Origin of the sequence: Pedobacter sp. ASV12 (assembly GCF_016429155.1) — a bacterium.
Classification (GTDB): domain Bacteria; phylum Bacteroidota; class Bacteroidia; order Sphingobacteriales; family Sphingobacteriaceae; genus Pedobacter.
In genome coordinates this window covers 16,400-34,079 of the sequence record NZ_JAELUC010000001.1, presented here as the reverse complement: position 1 = coordinate 34,079, position 17,680 = coordinate 16,400, and the positions used below count along the sequence as shown (strand labels likewise).

Sequence of the window (17,680 nt, the reverse complement as noted above, 5' to 3'; positions counted from 1 at the left end):
AAGAAGGCCATTTGCCATACAGCAGGGCCAATAAAGTCATTAAATCTATTGTTGGGGTGGGCACAATGCCCTAAATTTAAGAAATAATCGGCTTAGCTTGGCCGAGCAATAACCAAACTGATCAGGCGCACCCATTTCCAGGCCTTAAAGGCTTCTGAAAAGCTCAAAACGGTAAGCGATGCGTTGATCATGGTTGCAATTTAGGGAAAATTTAATGGGCAGGCAATTGGCCAAGCGCTGAAAGGCATTAATACAATACCCTAAACTTAATGGTATGGTCTATTTTTTTGAGCGATTTGAACAACTGCTTGTCGTACTCGGCATTAATATCGGTAATGGCATAGCCCAAGGTCGCATTGGTCATTAAAAACTGCCCTACAATATTGATGTTGTGTTTGGCAAAGATGGTGTTGATCTGCGCCATAATGCCTGGTACATTTTTATGGATGTGGATCAAACGGTGCGACTTGTCGATAGCCGGCAACTGCAGGTTCGGGAAATTGCAGCTCAGGTACGTGGTGCCCTTGTTCATGAAATCGATCATCCTTTTAGGCAGAAAGGAAACATTGCGCGGATTGGCTTTAGGATCGTCGAATACCACAATGCCCATTTCGTTGCAGGTTTGCAGCGAGAACTTGTTTTTAACGTTGCCCAAATAGCCAATGGTTTTGAGCTTAACGGCGCGTTTGAGCTTGTCGTCCTCAATTTTTTCGCCATAGGCCAAAAGCATCATGCCTACATCGCCCACATATTTCTCTTCAAAAGAAGTTTTATGCCTGATTGAAAGCCCATCTTTTTTGAGCACAGCGATACTCTCGGCAGGTACATCGCCAATCACGAGGCATAAAATCCTGTTTTTTGGATAGGAAATCGCCCTGGGCAAATTGTTTACATACAAAAACTCGTCGAAACTCGGCGTAACGTGGTCTGCTTTCGAAACAATGCTTTCGCGGGCAATATTTTCGGTAAAGGCAAAGAACTTTTTAATCAGGCCGCTTTCGCGCAGCTGAAAATCAGAATAGCCATCGCCTATGCCGTACAGGTCGCCCTGCAAGTCTAGCTGGCGCATCAGCTTCACCTTGCCGCCTTCTTCGCTTAACGGGTTGGCATGATCGTAGTCTATAATCTGGCCATCGCCGGTGGTCACGAAGGTATTGGCATAAATGTTTTCCTTTTTGATGTGGTATTGGCTCACTACCGGCGTAATAAATTCCTTAAATCCGCCAGAAACGATCAGCACCTCATCGGCGTGTTTCTTAAAAAAGGCTTTGTTGCGCGAGAAGGAGCTCGATACCTTTTTCTTTAAACGGGTAACCAGTTGTTTCAGGTGGGCTTCATTGGCCTCGAGCAGTTTTACGCGTTGGGCCAGGCTTTCCGAAAAAGAAAGCTTGCCTTCCATGGCCAGGTTGGTATAATCTTCTATTTGCTGAAAAATAGCCTCTTTGTTAGGGTGCTTGTTCAGAGAGATACGGGCTAGCTCATCCAAGGCCTCAACCTGGGTAAATGTGCTATCAAAATCGATAATGTAAAAGGCTTTCTTCAACATTGTTGCGGAATAAATAAAGGTTTGCTCAATCAAAAACAAATAGGCCTGCTTCTGTTAGGCGCAAAGATAGCAATACTTGTTGTTCTTGGCTAAAAGCCCGTTACTTATTTCAGGGCCTGGCAAACTTCCAGGATGCTGGTTTGAAGCGGCTTGAATTGGATGGGAACGGCTTTGCTGATTTTGGCATTGCTGTAGTAGCTGTGGTTAAAGCTGCTGCGGGCCGCATCTTTGGTTAGTGCCGGCGCTTTTCGGGTAAACCAAGAGGCCAGCTTGGCTGCGCGCCAGGCTATGCCCAACATCCAGGGCTTGGCTTCGGTTGATGGTGCTTTGATGCCAAAGCCTTTGGCAATGGAGGCAAAAAAATCCTTGTAATTGAGGTTGTCGGCCGAAAGGGTGTAGCGTTCGGCGGTAATTGGGCTGTCCATCAGTAAAATCATGCATTTGGCTACGTCTTCTACATCCACAATACCTGTGGCACCGTCGGTATAAAACTTCAGGCCATCTTTTACCAGTTTAAAAATAGCGCCGCTGCCTGTAAAACCTGCATTTTTGCCAATAATAACGGCCGGATTGACGATAATGGCATCCAGGCCTTCGGCTATGCCGCGCCATACCTCCATTTCGCCCTCGTATTTAGAAATGGCGTAAGAATGCACATGCGGATCGTACTCCCAAAAATCCTTTTCGGTAATCTGTTCGCCTTTTTTGGCGTTGCCCAAGGCTGCCACCGAACTTACGTGCACCAATCTTGCCCCATGTTCTAGGCACAGGTTAACCACGTTGGCTGTGCCTTCAATGTTAACCTTAAGCAGCTTGGCCTTGTCTTTAGGGTCGAAAGAAATGAAAGCGGCACAATGATAAACCTGGGTAACACCTTCAAAAGCATCGGCCAGGGTTTCAGGCTCGTTAATGTCGGCTATGCGCCATTCGATCAAGGAATTGTCTTTAATCAAATCGGGAACATTGGCCGTACTTCTTTTGATAGCCCTTACCTTTAATTGCTGTGCCGTAAGCTGCCTGATCAGTTCTGCTCCTAAAAAGCCCGTTGCGCCGGTTACCAGTATCATATCATTTTTTTTAGGGAGTTCATTAAAATATGCGCCCAAAAATAGATATTTGATGCCAACATTCATACCGCCTTATGTCCTTATCAGATTTTTTTTCGCCCATCAATCCCGAAAAATTTAGTCCCAAACAAGGGTTTATTACCAGTCAGCTAGGATTGAAGGCCGGGTTTTATACCGATCAGTTCCCTGATTTGGAAGAGAAACCATATGATATAGCCATTTTTGGAGTAAACGACGACCGTGGCGCCGTGAACAACAATGGCTGTGCCTTGGCTGCCGATTATTTTAGGGAGCAGTTTTATGCGCTTAACGAAGGGGCTTTTACTTCTAGGATTATCGATTTGGGCAATATCATAGCTGGAAAGGAAGTATCTGATACTTATTTTGCCGTGAAAACCGCCGTGGCCGAATTGGTGAAAATGAATATCCTGCCTGTTATTATTGGTGGCGGACAAGACATTACCTATGCCCAGTACATGGCTTATGAGAGCCTGGAGCAAAAAGTAGACCTGGTGGTGGTCGATTCGAAGTTCGATTTGAACGAAGATGAGCACGAAGGGGTAGAAACCACTTCTGTTTCTTACCTGAGCAAGATTTTTCTGCATCAGCCCAATTACCTGTTCAATTTCAGCAATATCGGCTACCAGACTTATTTTGTAAACCAGGATAGCCTGAAGGTAATGGACAAGCTCTATTTTGACGTGCACCGGCTGGGTGAGTTCTTGCCCGACATGACTTTGACTGAACCCATTTTGCGCAATGCGAACATGATCAGCTTCGATTTAGGGGCCGTCCGCTCGTCTGATGCCTGCGCCAATAGCAATGCCGGGCCCAATGGCTTTTATGGCGAAGATGCCTGTCGCATTGCCCGTTATGCCGGCATGAACGACAAATTGACCTCCATCGGCTTTTACGAGTTTAATCCGGCCTACGACAGAAACGGCCAAACAGCCCTATTGCTGGCGCAGATGGTGTGGTATTTTTTAGAGGGTTTTTACAACCGCAAGCAGGATTTTCCGCTGACGCCAAAATCGCAGTACATCATTTACCGAACCAGTTTAAAAGACGGGTCGGGCGAAATGAATTTTGTAAAGAGCAAGCGTTCAGACCGTTGGTGGATGCAGGTACCCTATCCGTCGGGCTTCTCCAAAAACGAGCGTTACCACCTGGTTCCGTGCAGGTACGAAGACTACAACACGGCCGTAAACGGCGAGATGCCCAACCTGTGGTGGCGTACCTACCAGAAGCTCAGCTAATTTTACAAAAGAATTAGTCGCAAAATTTTGTACGTTTTACTATATTTGATAGCTAAAGCACCTAAACCTTATATTTATAAAACAATGAAAAAATTAATCTTATCTGCCGTTTGCCTTTTACCTATGGGCGTAATGGCACAACAAGCCTATACTATTAAGGGCGATGTGAAAGCCTTGAAAACCGGCGACAAAATTTTCCTTTCTTATGTTGAAGGAGGCCAACGAAAAACTGACTCGGCAGTAGTAAACAATGGCGCTTTCGAGCTGAAGGGAACGGTAAAGGAAACTACTAGCGGCACTTTGTTCCTCAATAAAAATCCTTATGTAAATCGCCCTGCAAAAGGCGAAGTATTGGATATGAAGTCGGTTTACATTGAGCCGACTACTTTCAAGGTTGAAGGAACAGACTCGCTAAAACATGTGAAAATCGTGGATTCTAAAGTCAATGATGATAATGCTAAGCTAACACAACTGCTAAAGCCGGTTGACGATAAAGTAGCTGGGCTGATGAAGGAGTATAATGCCTTTACGCCTGAGCAGAAAAAAGATGACGCCTTTATGGAAGCTTTTTATGATAAATATGAAGCTTTAAATAAAGAAAAAAATCCTGTTTATGAGAAATTTGTTGGCGAAAACCCTAATTCATATATCGCCTTGGTTTCGGTGAGGAACATGATGGGGTCTGATTTCGATCCAAAAGCAGTAGATCCGGTATTTTTGAAGTTATCGGCTGCCAACAAGGGAACAGAAATGGCTAAAAAGATGAAGGATGTTATTGATGGCGTAAAGAAAACGCAAATTGGTATGTCGCCAGAGTTTACCCAAAATGATGCCGATGGCAAGCCTGTTAAATTATCTGATTTTAAAGGCAAATATGTATTGGTTGATTTCTGGGCGTCATGGTGCGGACCTTGCAGAGGAGAAAATCCAAATGTGGTAGCAGCCTATAATAAATTTAAAAACAAGAATTTCACCGTTTTGGGTGTTTCGTTAGACGGCGGTAATACACGTACTACTAAAGAAGCTTGGTTGAAAGCGGTTAAAGACGATAACTTGACTTGGACACACGTATCTGATCTGCAAGGATGGGATAACGCGGTTTCTAAAGGTTATGGTGTTCAAGGCATACCTTTCAATTTCTTAGTTGATGCCAAAGGAAAAATCGTTGCTAGAAATCTTCGTGGAGAAGCTCTGCACAAAAAATTAGAAGAACTTTTAGGTTCAAAAACCAAATAAGCAAAATAACACTTGCGAAGTTTATCAAACTGCGCAAATGCTAGATTGTAAAAAATAAGAGCCCCTGCCGATAATTTCGGCAGGGGCTCTTTATGTAGGCTTTTCAAACTTTTTTACATCAAATCAAACCCGATGTCTTCCCTAAAGTATTTGCCATCAAAATAAATACGGGCTGCATCGGCGGTGGCACATTGCAGGGCATTAAATTGGCTGTCTTGCACGCTGGTAATGGCCAATACCCGGCCACCATTGGTTTTGACCTGGCCACCTTCTAACAGGGTTCCGGCATGGAAAGCATACGAATCGCGCAGGTTTTCTAAGCCTGCAATTACCTTTCCTTTCTCATAAGGACCGGGATAGCCACCGGCTACAATCATAACGGTAGCCGCGTTTTTATCGCTAATGGCTAACTGATAACTGCCTAACTGCTTATTGGCGGCAGCCATGAATAGTTCTACCAAGTCGTTTTCAATACGCGGAATTACGCTTTCGGTTTCCGGATCGCCCATGCGGCAATTGTATTCGATTACATAAGGCTTGTCGCCTACTTTGATCAGGCCGAAAAAGATAAAACCGGTATAATCGATTTGGTCTTTGAGCAGTCCGTCGATAGTGGGCTGGATAATGCTGTTCTTGATCTCGGCCAAAAAAGTCTCGGTGGCAAAAGGAACCGGCGAAACCGAGCCCATGCCACCTGTATTGAGGCCGGTATCGCCTTGTCCAATGCGTTTGTAGTCTTTCGCCTCTGGCAGCACCACGTAATTTTTGCCATCGGTTAATACAAATACAGAAAGCTCAATTCCCGTTAAAAATTCTTCAACTACAACGGTAGTTCCGGCAGTGCCGAATTTACCACCCAGCATCAATTTAAGTTCTTCTTGAGCTTCGGCTACATTATCAATAATCAACACGCCTTTTCCGGCGGCTAAGCCGTCGGCTTTTAAAACGATAGGCAAGGCATGGTTTTGCAGGTAGGCCAGGCCTTCGGCAAGGTTTTCGTTGGTAAACGACCTTGATTTGGCCGTAGGAATGCCATGGCGTTCCATAAACTGTTTCGAAAAATCCTTGCTCCCCTCTAAAATGGCGCCTTCTTTTTTAGGGCCGATTACTGGAATGTGCGCCAAGGCTTCGTCGTTGCTAAAAAAATCGTGTACTCCGTTTACCAGTGGCTCTTCTGGACCAACCACCAGCAAGCCGATGTTTTCTTTTAGGGCAAAGGCCTTCAAGGCTTCGAAATCGTTGGGGTTAAGGTTTACGTTTTTGCCATAGGCGCTGGTTCCGGCATTGCCAGGTGCTATAAACAAGGTGTCGCATTGGGCCGATTGGCTGATTTTCCAGGCAAAAGCACATTCTCTTCCGCCCGAACCAAGGAGTAAAATATTCATCAATAGTGGTTTTTCTATGCGAACAAAGATATTGCTTTCTGTGCAGAAGCGCGGATAAAATCTAAATAAACGTATTCAGCCGCCGATTTGGCAGTAAATGAAAAGTGGAATTGTATTTGCTGTAAATCAGATTTCTGTATGTAAAAGATTAAAATTAGATTTGCCGCTAGAATGAGACACCTCGTTACCATATCTCTTGTATTTTTTAGCCTTACGCACTTGGCCAAAGCCGAGCGTGTAGAGGATTTGAGGTATTTGAGCGATAGGTACTGCAACAAGCAGCAGATCGGCACGGAAATCGTTTCGTTGGGCACGGCCCAGCAAGACCACGACCGCAACCCTTTCTTTTTGTCGTACAACGATTTAAGCAGCATTGGCACGCTTCCCGAAATAGAAGCAGCCAAATACCGTGCACCCAACCATTTCAGGGCCAGCCCAGCCACCAGGGAGCAACCCCGAAACAACAGTCCCTAAGTCCTGTTCCATCTCGCATTTAGCCTCATTAAAAGGCAACTGGAGCCTCAAGCTCCCCTGCAACTGCCAAGTTGACCTGTTAAGGCCAATGGTTTGGTTGTTGTTAATTGAACATTTTTGAATATACACAAACACCACCATACACATGTTAGGATTTTTAGCCAAGATATTTGGAAGCAAATCAGAAAGAGATATCAAGGCATTGCAGCCCTTGGTGCAGCAGATTAACGAAGCTTACGCCAAGCTCTCGTCGTTGAGTAATGACGAACTGAGACACAAAACGATAGAATTTAAGGCAACCATTGCCGAAGCCTTAAGCAAAATAGATGCACAGATTGCCGAAGTAAAGCAGCAGGCTGAACAGCAGGATTTGCCTTTGCACGAAAAAACAGCTCTTTACGACCAGGTTGATGCCTTGGGCAAGGAGCGCGATACCGAATTGGAGAAAGTGTTATTGCAGATTATGCCCGATGCTTTTGCCGTAGTAAAGGAAACTTCTCGCCGCTTAAGCGAAAATGAACAGCTGGAAGTTACCGCTACCCAATTTGACAGAGATTATGCCGCCCGCAAAAGCAATGTGAAAATTGTTGGCGATAAAGCCTATTGGGCAAACCGTTGGGACGCCTCTGGTACCGAAGTGGTATGGAACATGGTTCACTACGACGTACAGTTGATTGGTGGTATGGTATTAAACAGTGGCAAAATTGCCGAGATGGCTACGGGTGAGGGTAAAACCTTGGTAAGTACTTTGCCTGCCTACTTAAATGCCTTGGCCGGTCAAGGTGTACACATTGTAACGGTGAACGACTACCTGGCCCGACGCGACTCGGAATGGAACGGGCCATTGTTCGAGTTCCACGGTATTAGTGTTGATTGTATTGACAAGCACGAACCAAACTCGCAAGAGCGCAGAAACGCCTACCTGGCTGATATCACTTATGGTACCAACAACGAATTTGGTTTCGACTACCTGCGCGACAACATGTCGCAAACGCCAGACCAATTGGTACAGCGCAAGCTGCACTTTGCCATGGTAGATGAGGTCGATTCGGTATTGATTGACGATGCCCGTACGCCCTTGATTATTTCTGGTCCGGTGCCATTTGGCGACCAGCACGAGTTTTATGAATTGAAGCCACGCATCGAGCGTTTGGTAAATGCCCAAAAAGCTTACGTTACCCAAGCCTTAAACCAGGCTAAAACCTTAATCAACAGTGGCAATACCGGCACCGAAGAAGGCGAAGGCGGTTTGGCCCTATTGCGTGCGCACCGTGGTTTGCCAAAAAACAAAGCACTGATCAAGTTTTTGAGCGAAGGCAGCGTAAGGCAAACCTTGCTTAAAACAGAAAACCATTACATGGCCGATCAGTCTAAGAATATGCCTAAGGTAGATTCTGAACTGTTCTTCTATATCGACGAGAAAAACAACCAGGTAGAATTGACCGAAAAGGGAATCGAACTGATTACCCAATCGGGCGAGGATGCCCATTTCTTTGTCTTGCCCGATGTTGGTACCGAAATTGCCGAAATCGAGAAATCGAACCTGAGCAGCGAAGAAAAAATTGCCAAAAAGGATAACCTGATGCGCGATTATGCTGTTAAGGCAGAACGCATTCACTCGGTAAACCAATTGTTAAAAGCCTACACCTTGTTCGAAAAGGATGTAGAATATATCATAGACGAAGGCAAGATCAAAATCGTTGATGAGCAAACCGGCCGTATTATGGATGGCCGTCGTTACTCAGACGGCTTGCACCAAGCCATCGAGGCCAAGGAAAACGTGAAGGTAGAAGATGCCTCGCAAACCTATGCCACCATTACCTTGCAAAACTTTTTCCGGATGTACCACAAGCTTTGCGGTATGACGGGTACGGCAACCACCGAAGCCGGCGAGTTCTGGTCTATCTATAAATTGGATGTGGTAGAAATTCCGACCAACAGAAGCTTGGCCAGAAAAGACCAACAAGATTATGTGTACAGAACCGTAAGGGAAAAATACAATGCCGTGGCCGAAGAAATCGTGAAACTGACAGAAGCAGGCCGTCCGGTATTGGTAGGTACTACTTCGGTAGAGATTTCTGAATTGTTGAGCCGTATGCTCAAGCTGCGTGGCATCAAGCACAATGTGCTGAACGCCAAATTGCACCAGAAAGAGGCCGATATCGTGGCCGAAGCAGGTCAGGCAGGCACGGTAACTATTGCCACCAACATGGCTGGTCGTGGTACCGACATCAAGTTGGGCCCAGGCGTAAAAGAAGCCGGAGGTTTGGCCATTATTGGTACCGAGCGTCACGAGTCTCGTCGTGTAGACAGACAGCTGCGCGGTCGTTCAGGCCGCCAGGGAGATCCGGGAACTTCGCAATTCTTCGTATCGCTAGAAGACAACTTGATGCGTTTGTTTGGTTCGGAGCGTATTTCTAACATCATGGTGAAAATGGGTATCGAAGACGGCGAGGTAATTCAGCATTCGATGATTACCAGCTCTATCGAACGTGCACAGAAAAAAGTGGAAGAAAACAACTTCGGCATCCGTAAGCGTTTATTGGAGTACGACGATGTAATGAACTCGCAACGTACCGTAATCTATGCCAAACGCAGAAACGCCTTGTTCGGCGACCGTTTAGACGTTGACATGAACAACATGGTGTTCGATGTGGCAGAAGATATCGTAACCGAATACAAAGAAAGCACCAACTATGAAGGCTTCAGGTTGGAGGTCATCAAGAACTTCTCAGTTGATACCAGCATCGACGAAAACGAGTTCAACTCGAAGAACATCCATGCCTTAACCGATAAATTGTTCGAAGAAGTTACGGCTTTCTATGCCCGTAAATCAGAAAACGTCATCAACCAGGCCATGTCGGTGTTGACTGATATCTATAAACAAAGAGGACATGAAATTGGCCAGGTGGTCGTACCTTTTACCGATGGTATCCGTCAGATACAGGTGCCGGTTGATTTGAAAAAAGCAATCGACAACAATGGCAGGGAAGTAACTAAGGCCTTCGAAAAGACCATTATCTTGGCTTTGATAGACGACAGCTGGAAAGAGCACCTGCGCGAAATGGACGAATTGAAACAATCGGTTCAGAATGCGGTTTACGAGCAAAAAGATCCGTTGATCATTTACAAAATGGAGGCTTTCAACCTGTTTAAAGGCATGTTGAGCGTGGTAAACAAAGAGGTGGTCAGCTTCTTGTTTAAAGGAGGCATTCCGGTACAACAAGATGCTGGCGAGGTAAGAGAGGCTAGGGCACCACAGCCGCAGCCGAGCAAATTGCGCATGTCTAAGCCCGAATTCAATGAATCGAGCAGTAGCGGCATGCCAATGGAAGATACCCGCGAAATGGCACCACCGCAGCCTATACGTAAGGAAGCAACCGTTGGCCGTAATGAACCTTGCCCTTGTGGCAGTGGCAAAAAGTACAAAAACTGCCACGGTGCTAACGCATAATTTGTAATACCAGATAAGAATGCCGAATTTTGCAAAAAGTTCGGCATTTTTTATGCTTGTAAAAAGGCTTAGGCCCATGGATGTTATGATCAGATTTAGTCTTTTTTTTATCGTGCTCTTCTCTTTTCAGTCTGCTTTGGCCCAAAGCAAGGGCGAGCTCATCATCGTTAAAGATCCGCTCATCGACAGTCTCATTGCCAGAAGGCTCGAACTTAACAAAAAGAAACCTACCGCTGCTAATCCGGGCAGTACGGCCATAGTTACCGATATGGGCTACAGGGTACAGGTGTTTTATGGCTCCGACCGGCGTGAAGCCTTTAGCGAACAGACCCGTTTTAAAAACAACTACCCCAAACTGGGGGCTTATATTACCTACAAAGAACCTAATTATTACCTGCGCGTTGGCGATTTCAGAACGAGGATGGAAGCTCAACGTTTTCTCAACGAACTGAAAGCCAGCTATCCAACCCTGTTTATTTTTAGGGAGAAGATCAATGCGCCAGAACTGGAAGAAGCTAACAAATAGCTTCTCCATGATTAAAACCAATACAGATGAAAGATAAGATACAAGAACTAGCAGCCCAAATATACAACGATGTAGTAGGCTATCGCCACCACATCCATGCCAACCCAGAGCTTTCTTTTAAAGAGTTCGAAACCTCGATGTTTATCAAAGACAAGCTCAACAAATGGGGTATCGAATATACCGATATGGCCAATACAGGAGTGGTGGCTTTAATTAAAGGCGCTATTCCTTCAGACCAGGTAGTGGCCTTGCGTGCCGATATGGATGCGCTGCCTATTCACGAGGCCAACGACAAGCCTTACCGCTCTAAGAACCATGGGGTTATGCACGCCTGCGGACACGACGTGCACAGCTCGTCGCTTTTGGGTACGGCTTATATCCTTAACCAATTGAAAAACGACTTTGCCGGAACTATTAAACTGGTATTCCAGCCGGCCGAAGAACTGCTGCCTGGTGGCGCCAGCATCATGATCAAAGAAGGCGTACTCGAAAACCCAAAGCCACAAGCCATGATAGGTCAGCACGTTATGCCCCTGATCGAAACCGGCAAAGTGGGTTTCCGTTCCGGAATTTACATGGCCTCTACCGATGAGCTGTATGTAACCGTACACGGCAAGGGCGGCCATGGCGCGCAGCCGCATCAGAATATCGACCCGGTTTTAATTACGGCGCACATTATTGTGGCCTTGCAGCAGATCGTAAGCCGCAATGCCGATCCACGCCTGCCATCGGTGCTTTCTTTTGGCAAGGTCAATGCCAATGGCGCAACCAATATCATTCCGAACGAAGTTAAATTGGAAGGCACTTTCAGAACGCTGAACGAAGAATGGCGAAGCGAAGCCCATAAGCTGATGAAGAAAATGGCCGAAGGCATTGCCGAGAGCATGGGTGGCAGCTGTACCTTCGACATCATGCGTGGCTATCCGTTCCTCATTAACGAAGAAGAATTAACCGATAGGGCCAGAACCTATGCCGAAGATTACCTGGGCAAGGAAAACGTAATCGACCTGGATATTTGGATGGCTGCCGAAGATTTTGCCTACTACTCGCAAGTAACAAATGCCTGCTTTTATCGTTTAGGTACAGGTAACGAAGCCAAGGGAACCCAATACTCGGTTCATACGCCAAATTTCGACATCGACGAAGATGCGCTCAAAACCTCAACGGGTTTAATGGCCTATATCGCCTTGAAACAATTGGGCAACTAAAGGCAAAAAGGAAGACGGTGGAAGGGGAATTCGTCCTGCCTCTTCCGTTTTACATTTAAGGCAGGATATTTGTATTGAAAGAACTGATGAAAAAAATATTGTTATTGCTGGTGTTAACCCTTGTTGCATTTGGCGCAGGTGCGCAACAGATCCAACGTTTTAATCCAGATACCATCCCTACCATACAGCTCGATTCGGTCGTAAACATCAAGGCTAAGCGCCTCAATGTCGAAACCTTTATCGATGCCATTATCAACGATACCAGTTTTTATCAGGCTTTTCGCAACATGAAAAAATATACTTTCATTGCCGAAAACAGGGTATACACCTACGATAAAAAAAACAAGGTTGATGGCCGTATCTACAGAAAGATCAAGCACAACAACGATGGGCCCTATAAAATGGAGTACCTGGTGAAGGAAGACAACGGCAAGATTTATAAGAAAAATGGCAAATACCAGTTGTACACCGTAGAAATGTTCGATTACATTTTTATGAATGCCTACAATACCGATTTTGTGCCCAACTCGGCGCCAGGTACCGACGGAAGCAAAAACGAAAGCTATAAAGACAAGCTCAAAACCTTGATTTTTAATCCGGGGCGCCCGATTAAGGGCCTGCCGTTCATCGGCAACAAAACGCAGATCTTTACGGCCAATATGCGCCAGTATTACGACTATACTTTTTACAGCGGTACCTATTTGGATTCTATCCCGGTTTACCGCTTCAAGGTTTCGGTGAAACCCGATTTGAGTAACTGGACCAAAGACGGCTTGATGATCAAGGAGCTGGTTACCATTTTCGACAAGCGCAACTTCGAAATCTTGGGCCGTTATGTAGATATGAAGTACAGCAACATGCTCTTCGATTTCGACGTGCAGATGAACATCGAAATGAGCTATTTTGACGAGGTGAAGCTGCCCACCAAAATTACCTATCAGGGCAACTGGGATTACCCCTTCAAAAAGGAAGAGCGGGCTAGTTTTCTGATCCTGCACAAAGATTATAAGCTGGGCAAGGGCAAATAGTTGCCATGGTCTGTGTCGCACAGACCATGGGCAAATTATTAGATAATTTTAAACAGGCTCTAAAAGATCGTTATCTTTAGCATTCAAATCTTTAAACTATGCATTTATCATACCGCTTAACTATCGGGCTTGGCCTGGTTGCCCTATGCGCTTTCGCCACCAGTTTGCAGGCGCAGGTACTCACCTCCAAACAGATAGATAGCGTTGCCGAAAAAACATTGGCCACTTTCGATGTGCCGGGCATTGCTGTAGCCGTTATCAAAGACGGAAAGCTCATTCATGCCAAAGGCTATGGCGTACGCTCCATCAAAACCAATCAGAAAGTTGATGAGAACACGCTGTTTGGCGTAGCCTCCAATACCAAGGCCTTTACCGCTGCCGCATTGGGCATGTTGGTTGATGAAAAGAAAATTACCTGGGATACCAAAGTGACCGATGTTATTCCGGAATTTAAAATGTACGATGCCTATGTAACCAGCGAATTTACAGTTAGGGATTTGCTGACCCACCGCAGTGGCTTGGGGCTAGGGGCTGGCGATTTGATGATTTGGCCAGATTCGTCGACCGTTGATAAAAAGCAGCTGATCCATAACCTGCGCTTCCTGAAACCAGTTTCGTCTTTCCGCACCAAATACGATTACGATAACCTGATGTACATTGTAGCTGGCGAAGTGGTAGCCAGGGTATCGGGGCTTACCTACGAAGATTTTATAGAAAGCAGAATCATCAAGCCCTTGGGCATGAATAAAACTGCGGCTTCCTGGTACCGTTTAAAAGACAAATCGAACGTTATTGATGGCCATGCCCCCTACGAAGGCAAGTTGTTGCCAGTAGGCCTCAGCTTTGGCGAAATTGCCAATGCAGCCGGAGGCATCTACTCGAGCGTAACCGACATGAGCAAATGGGTAACGGCCATGATCAATGGAGGCAAATACGGCGACAACCTCGACAAGAAACTGTTCAGTCCGGCGGTAGCCAGAGAGCTGTGGACCCCGCAAACCATCATCGCTGGTGGCAACCCAGCCAGCTTCAGCAGTTATGGCTTGGGCTGGTTCCTGAGCTCGGTAAATGGTAATTTCCAGGCTACGCATACCGGAGGCCTATCGGGTATTGTAACGCAGGTAACCATTTTGCCAGAATTGAAACTGGGCATTATCGTGCTCACCAACCAGCAATCGGGCGCCGCTTTTAACTCCATTACCAATTCCATTAAAGATGGCTACCTGGGCATTAAGGGCCAAGACCGTATCAAGGCCTATAACGATAACCGTTTAAGAAACGAGAAACAGGCCAAGGAAATCGTAGACAAGGTTTGGGCCGATATTGCGGCTGCCCAAAAGGCAACGACGGCAAAGCCCGACATGAAAAATTATTTGGGCACGTTTAAGGACGATTGGTTTGGCGAAGTAACCATTAGCGAAGTGAACGGGAAAATGCACTTCCAGGCTAAAAACGCACCCAAACTTAAAGGCGACATGACTTATTATAAAGGCAATACCTTTATTGTAAGGTGGTACGACAGGAGCTTGGATGCCGATGCCTTTGTTAACTTTGGACTGAGCAACGAAGGCAAGGCCGACGGCTTTAAAATGGAAGCCATTTCACCTTTGACAGACTTCAGTTTCGATTTTCAGGATTTAGATTTTAAACTAACCACTAAAAAATAACCAACATGAAGAACCACATGAAGCACATGGGATTAATTGCAGCAACACTAATTTTAACCTTAAGCATAGCCATGAAAGCAAAGCCCAAAAAAGTAATTTTCTTTGGCGATTCGATTACCCAGGCCGGCGTGCAAGGCAATGGCTACATTAACCAATTGAAAAAAAACTTGGATCCGGCTAAATACGAACTGATTGGGGCAGGCGTTGGCGGTAATAAAGTGTACGACCTCTACCTGCGCATGGAAGAAGACGTATTGGCCAAAAAACCAGATTTGGTAATCATTTATGTGGGCATTAACGATGTATGGCACAAACTGGGCGCCAGAACCGGTACAGACTACGATAAATACCTTAAGTTTTATCAAGCATTGATTAATAAAATCCAAGCCAATGGCGCCAAGGTGGTGGTATGTACACCATCGGTTATTGGCGAGAAGAAAGACGGTACCAACGAAGCCGATGCCGACCTGAACAAATATGCACAAGGTGTGAGGGAACTGGCTGCCAAAAACAACCTGCCACTTTGCGATTTGAGAAAGGCCTTTGCCGAATACGAAGCCAAAAACAATACTGAAGATAAAGAAAAAGGCGTGCTAACTACAGACCGCGTACATTTGAACGATACCGGCAACCAGTTGGTAGCCGATCAAATGCTGCCTTTTATTAAATAAGATAGTGTTGAGACAATAGAAGTGAGATTGGAGAATCGGCAGGGATTGTTATTCGTTGTATCGGTTATTTCAAGTCTCACCTCTCATATCTTACATCTCAATACCTACAAATAATGATCAACCGCGAAACCATAGACAAAATAATGGATACTGCCCGCATAGAGGAGGTAGTAGGCGATTTTGTGCACCTTAAAAAACGCGGAACCAGCCTCATTGGCAATTGTCCGTTCCACGGCGAAAAGACCCCTTCCTTTCACGTTTCGGTAAGCAAGGGCATTTACAAGTGCTTTGGCTGTGGAAAGGGTGGCGATTCAGTGCGCTTTATCATGGACCACGAAAAATATTCGTATCCCGAAGCGCTCAAGTTTTTGGCCAACAAATACAATATCGAGGTTGAAGAAACGGTTGATAGCCATCAGGATGTTGAAGCCCAAAATGCCCGCGAAAGCCTGTATATCGTGTCGCAGTTTGCCGCGAACTTTTTCGAAGACCACCTGTGGAACAACGACGAAGGCCGTGCCATTGGCCTAAGCTATTTTAAGGAGCGGGGTTTTAGGGAAGACATCATCAAGAAATTCAATCTCGGCTACTCGCCCGATGTTTGGGATGCCTTGACTTTAGAGGCCATCAAAAACAAGCATACCGAAGAGTACCTCGAAAAAACGGGCTTGGCTATCAGAAACGATAAAGGCAAGCTATACGACCGTTTTCGCGGCCGGGTGATGTTCCCCATCCACAACTTTACCGGACGGGTAATCGGTTTTGGCGGGCGTACCTTAAAAACCGATAAAAACGTACCTAAATACGTAAACTCGCCTGAAAGCGATATTTACCATAAATCGAATGTGCTTTATGGGTTATTTCATGCCAAAAAAGCCATTCGCGATCAGGATAACTGTTACCTGGTAGAAGGTTATGCCGATGTGCTTTCGGTGCACCAGGCCAATATCGAAAACGTAGTGGCTTCCTCAGGTACTTCGCTCACCATCGAACAGATCCGCCTTATTGGTCGTTTTACGCAGAACATTACCATTTTGTACGATGGCGATGCGGCTGGTATCAAAGCTTCGCTAAGAGGCTTGGATATGATTTTGGAAGAAGGATTGAACGTAAAAGTGGTTTCTTTTCCAAATGGCGACGACCCCGATTCGTATATGCATAAGGTGGGGGCCGGCGAGTTTAAGACTTATGTAGAAACCAAGCGTCAGGATTTTATCCTGTACAAGGCCAATATCCTGTTGGCCGAAGCCGGAACAGATCCGATTAAAAGGGCAGGCATCATCCGCGATATTGTTGAAAGCATTGCCAAAATACCCGATAACATCAAAGCCTCGGTTTTTGTGCGCGAGTGTAGCGGCTTATTGGGTATAGAAGAACGAATTCTGTTGAGCGAGCTGAACACCATGCGTGCAGCCAAGCTGAAAAAAAATGCTGCTGCTTCGGCTTCTTCGCGCCAGCCCGCGCACTCCGATATGCCACCCGACGATCTTTTTGCCGAAGACGGGCCGAGCAATCAAGCCACGGTACAGCTTTCGGCCGACGACGAACGCCAGGAAAAAGAAATTGTACGTTTATTGTTGGCTTTTGGACATGAACTGGTGAGCTGGGATAAAATCGATAACATGTACATCGGATCGTTCATTATGCAGAACCTTACCGATGTAACGTTCGAAAATCCGCTCTGCAAAAAAATCATCGACCATTACCGTACCGAAATAGAAAATGGCCAGTTGCCAACCGCCAACCAGTTTATCAAAAGCGAAGACCGCGAAATTGCCGATTTGGCCATCACCTTGTCTACCTCGCCCTATACGCTGAGCGAAAACTGGTACAACAAGCATACCATTTACGTGCGCGATGAAACCGTTAACCTTAAAGCTACCATTTTGGGCGGCCTGTACCATCTCAAAAAACGGAAAGTAGACAAAATCCTGCTAGACCTGCTGCAGGAAATCAAACACGAAAAAGACGTAATCAATCAGGAAATCCTGATGCAACGCTATGCCTTTATCAAAAACGTTGAAAAGGAGATTTCCAAGTACCTGGGCTCGGTGATTGTCAAATAGTTTTCAGTTTGCAATTAGCAGTTGCCAGTTTCAGCCCGAAGTTTTCAGTTTCAGTTCAACAGTTGTCAACCATTCAACCATCCAATGAACTAAAGA

13 protein-coding genes are annotated in these 17,680 nt (G+C 45.8%); 10 read left to right on the top strand and 3 right to left on the bottom strand.

Annotated elements, in window-relative coordinates; genetic code table 11:
* Nucleotides 1-247: 247 nt before the first annotated feature.
* Complete coding sequence (locus JHD69_RS00165; protein WP_199136050.1) at nt 248-1,546, bottom strand: HAD-IB family phosphatase; 1,299 nt, start codon at nt 1,544-1,546, stop codon at nt 248-250.
* A gap of 104 nt (nt 1,547-1,650) precedes the next feature.
* Nucleotides 1,651-2,613 carry an NAD-dependent epimerase/dehydratase family protein gene (locus JHD69_RS00160; RefSeq protein ID WP_199136047.1) on the bottom strand — a complete coding sequence of 321 codons (963 nt, stop codon included), beginning with the start codon at nt 2,611-2,613 and terminating at the stop codon, nt 1,651-1,653.
* A gap of 74 nt (nt 2,614-2,687) precedes the next feature.
* On the opposite strand from JHD69_RS00160, the gene JHD69_RS00155 reads away from it, so the two are divergent.
* Nucleotides 2,688-3,869, top strand: coding sequence for a formimidoylglutamase (locus JHD69_RS00155; RefSeq protein ID WP_199136045.1), 1,182 nt, complete (start codon nt 2,688-2,690; stop codon nt 3,867-3,869).
* A 45-nt stretch (nt 3,870-3,914) separates the two neighbouring features.
* Nucleotides 3,915-5,105 (top strand): TlpA disulfide reductase family protein, encoded by a 1,191-nt coding sequence (locus JHD69_RS00150; protein WP_199136043.1) that lies wholly within the window; start codon nt 3,915-3,917, stop codon nt 5,103-5,105.
* A 113-nt stretch (nt 5,106-5,218) separates the two neighbouring features.
* Here JHD69_RS00150 and purD read toward each other — a convergent pair whose 3' ends face one another.
* Nucleotides 5,219-6,490, bottom strand: coding sequence for a phosphoribosylamine--glycine ligase (gene purD, locus JHD69_RS00145; RefSeq protein ID WP_199136041.1), 1,272 nt, complete (start codon nt 6,488-6,490; stop codon nt 5,219-5,221).
* A 171-nt stretch (nt 6,491-6,661) separates the two neighbouring features.
* On the opposite strand from purD, the gene JHD69_RS00140 reads away from it, so the two are divergent.
* The 8 genes from JHD69_RS00140 (at nt 6,662) to dnaG (ending at nt 17,584) form a co-directional block, all read left to right on the top strand.
* A complete protein-coding gene (locus tag JHD69_RS00140) occupies nt 6,662-6,964 on the top strand; it encodes a hypothetical protein (RefSeq protein ID WP_199136039.1) in 303 nt (100 codons plus the stop codon).
* 145 nt (nt 6,965-7,109) lie between these two features.
* The gene (gene secA, locus JHD69_RS00135) at nt 7,110-10,418 is read left to right on the top strand and encodes a preprotein translocase subunit SecA (RefSeq protein WP_199136037.1); all 3,309 of its coding nucleotides are present in this window, start codon (nt 7,110-7,112) and stop codon (nt 10,416-10,418) included.
* A gap of 85 nt (nt 10,419-10,503) precedes the next feature.
* Nucleotides 10,504-10,944, top strand: coding sequence for an SPOR domain-containing protein (locus JHD69_RS00130; protein WP_233165588.1), 441 nt, complete (start codon nt 10,504-10,506; stop codon nt 10,942-10,944).
* A gap of 26 nt (nt 10,945-10,970) precedes the next feature.
* Nucleotides 10,971-12,152, top strand: a complete 1,182-nt coding sequence (locus JHD69_RS00125; RefSeq protein WP_199136033.1) for a M20 metallopeptidase family protein — start codon at nt 10,971-10,973, stop codon at nt 12,150-12,152.
* An 86-nt stretch (nt 12,153-12,238) separates the two neighbouring features.
* On the top strand, nt 12,239-13,180 hold the full coding sequence (locus JHD69_RS00120) for a hypothetical protein (protein ID WP_199136031.1): 942 nt from the start codon (nt 12,239-12,241) through the stop codon (nt 13,178-13,180).
* A gap of 98 nt (nt 13,181-13,278) precedes the next feature.
* Nucleotides 13,279-14,847, top strand: coding sequence for a serine hydrolase (locus tag JHD69_RS00115; protein ID WP_199136029.1), 1,569 nt, complete (start codon nt 13,279-13,281; stop codon nt 14,845-14,847).
* Between the two features lie 5 nt (nt 14,848-14,852).
* A complete protein-coding gene (locus tag JHD69_RS00110; protein WP_199136027.1) occupies nt 14,853-15,518 on the top strand; it encodes an SGNH/GDSL hydrolase family protein in 666 nt (221 codons plus the stop codon).
* Between the two features lie 113 nt (nt 15,519-15,631).
* The gene (dnaG, locus tag JHD69_RS00105) at nt 15,632-17,584 is read left to right on the top strand and encodes a DNA primase (RefSeq protein WP_199136025.1); all 1,953 of its coding nucleotides are present in this window, start codon (nt 15,632-15,634) and stop codon (nt 17,582-17,584) included.
* The last annotated feature ends 96 nt before the right edge of the window (nt 17,585-17,680 follow it).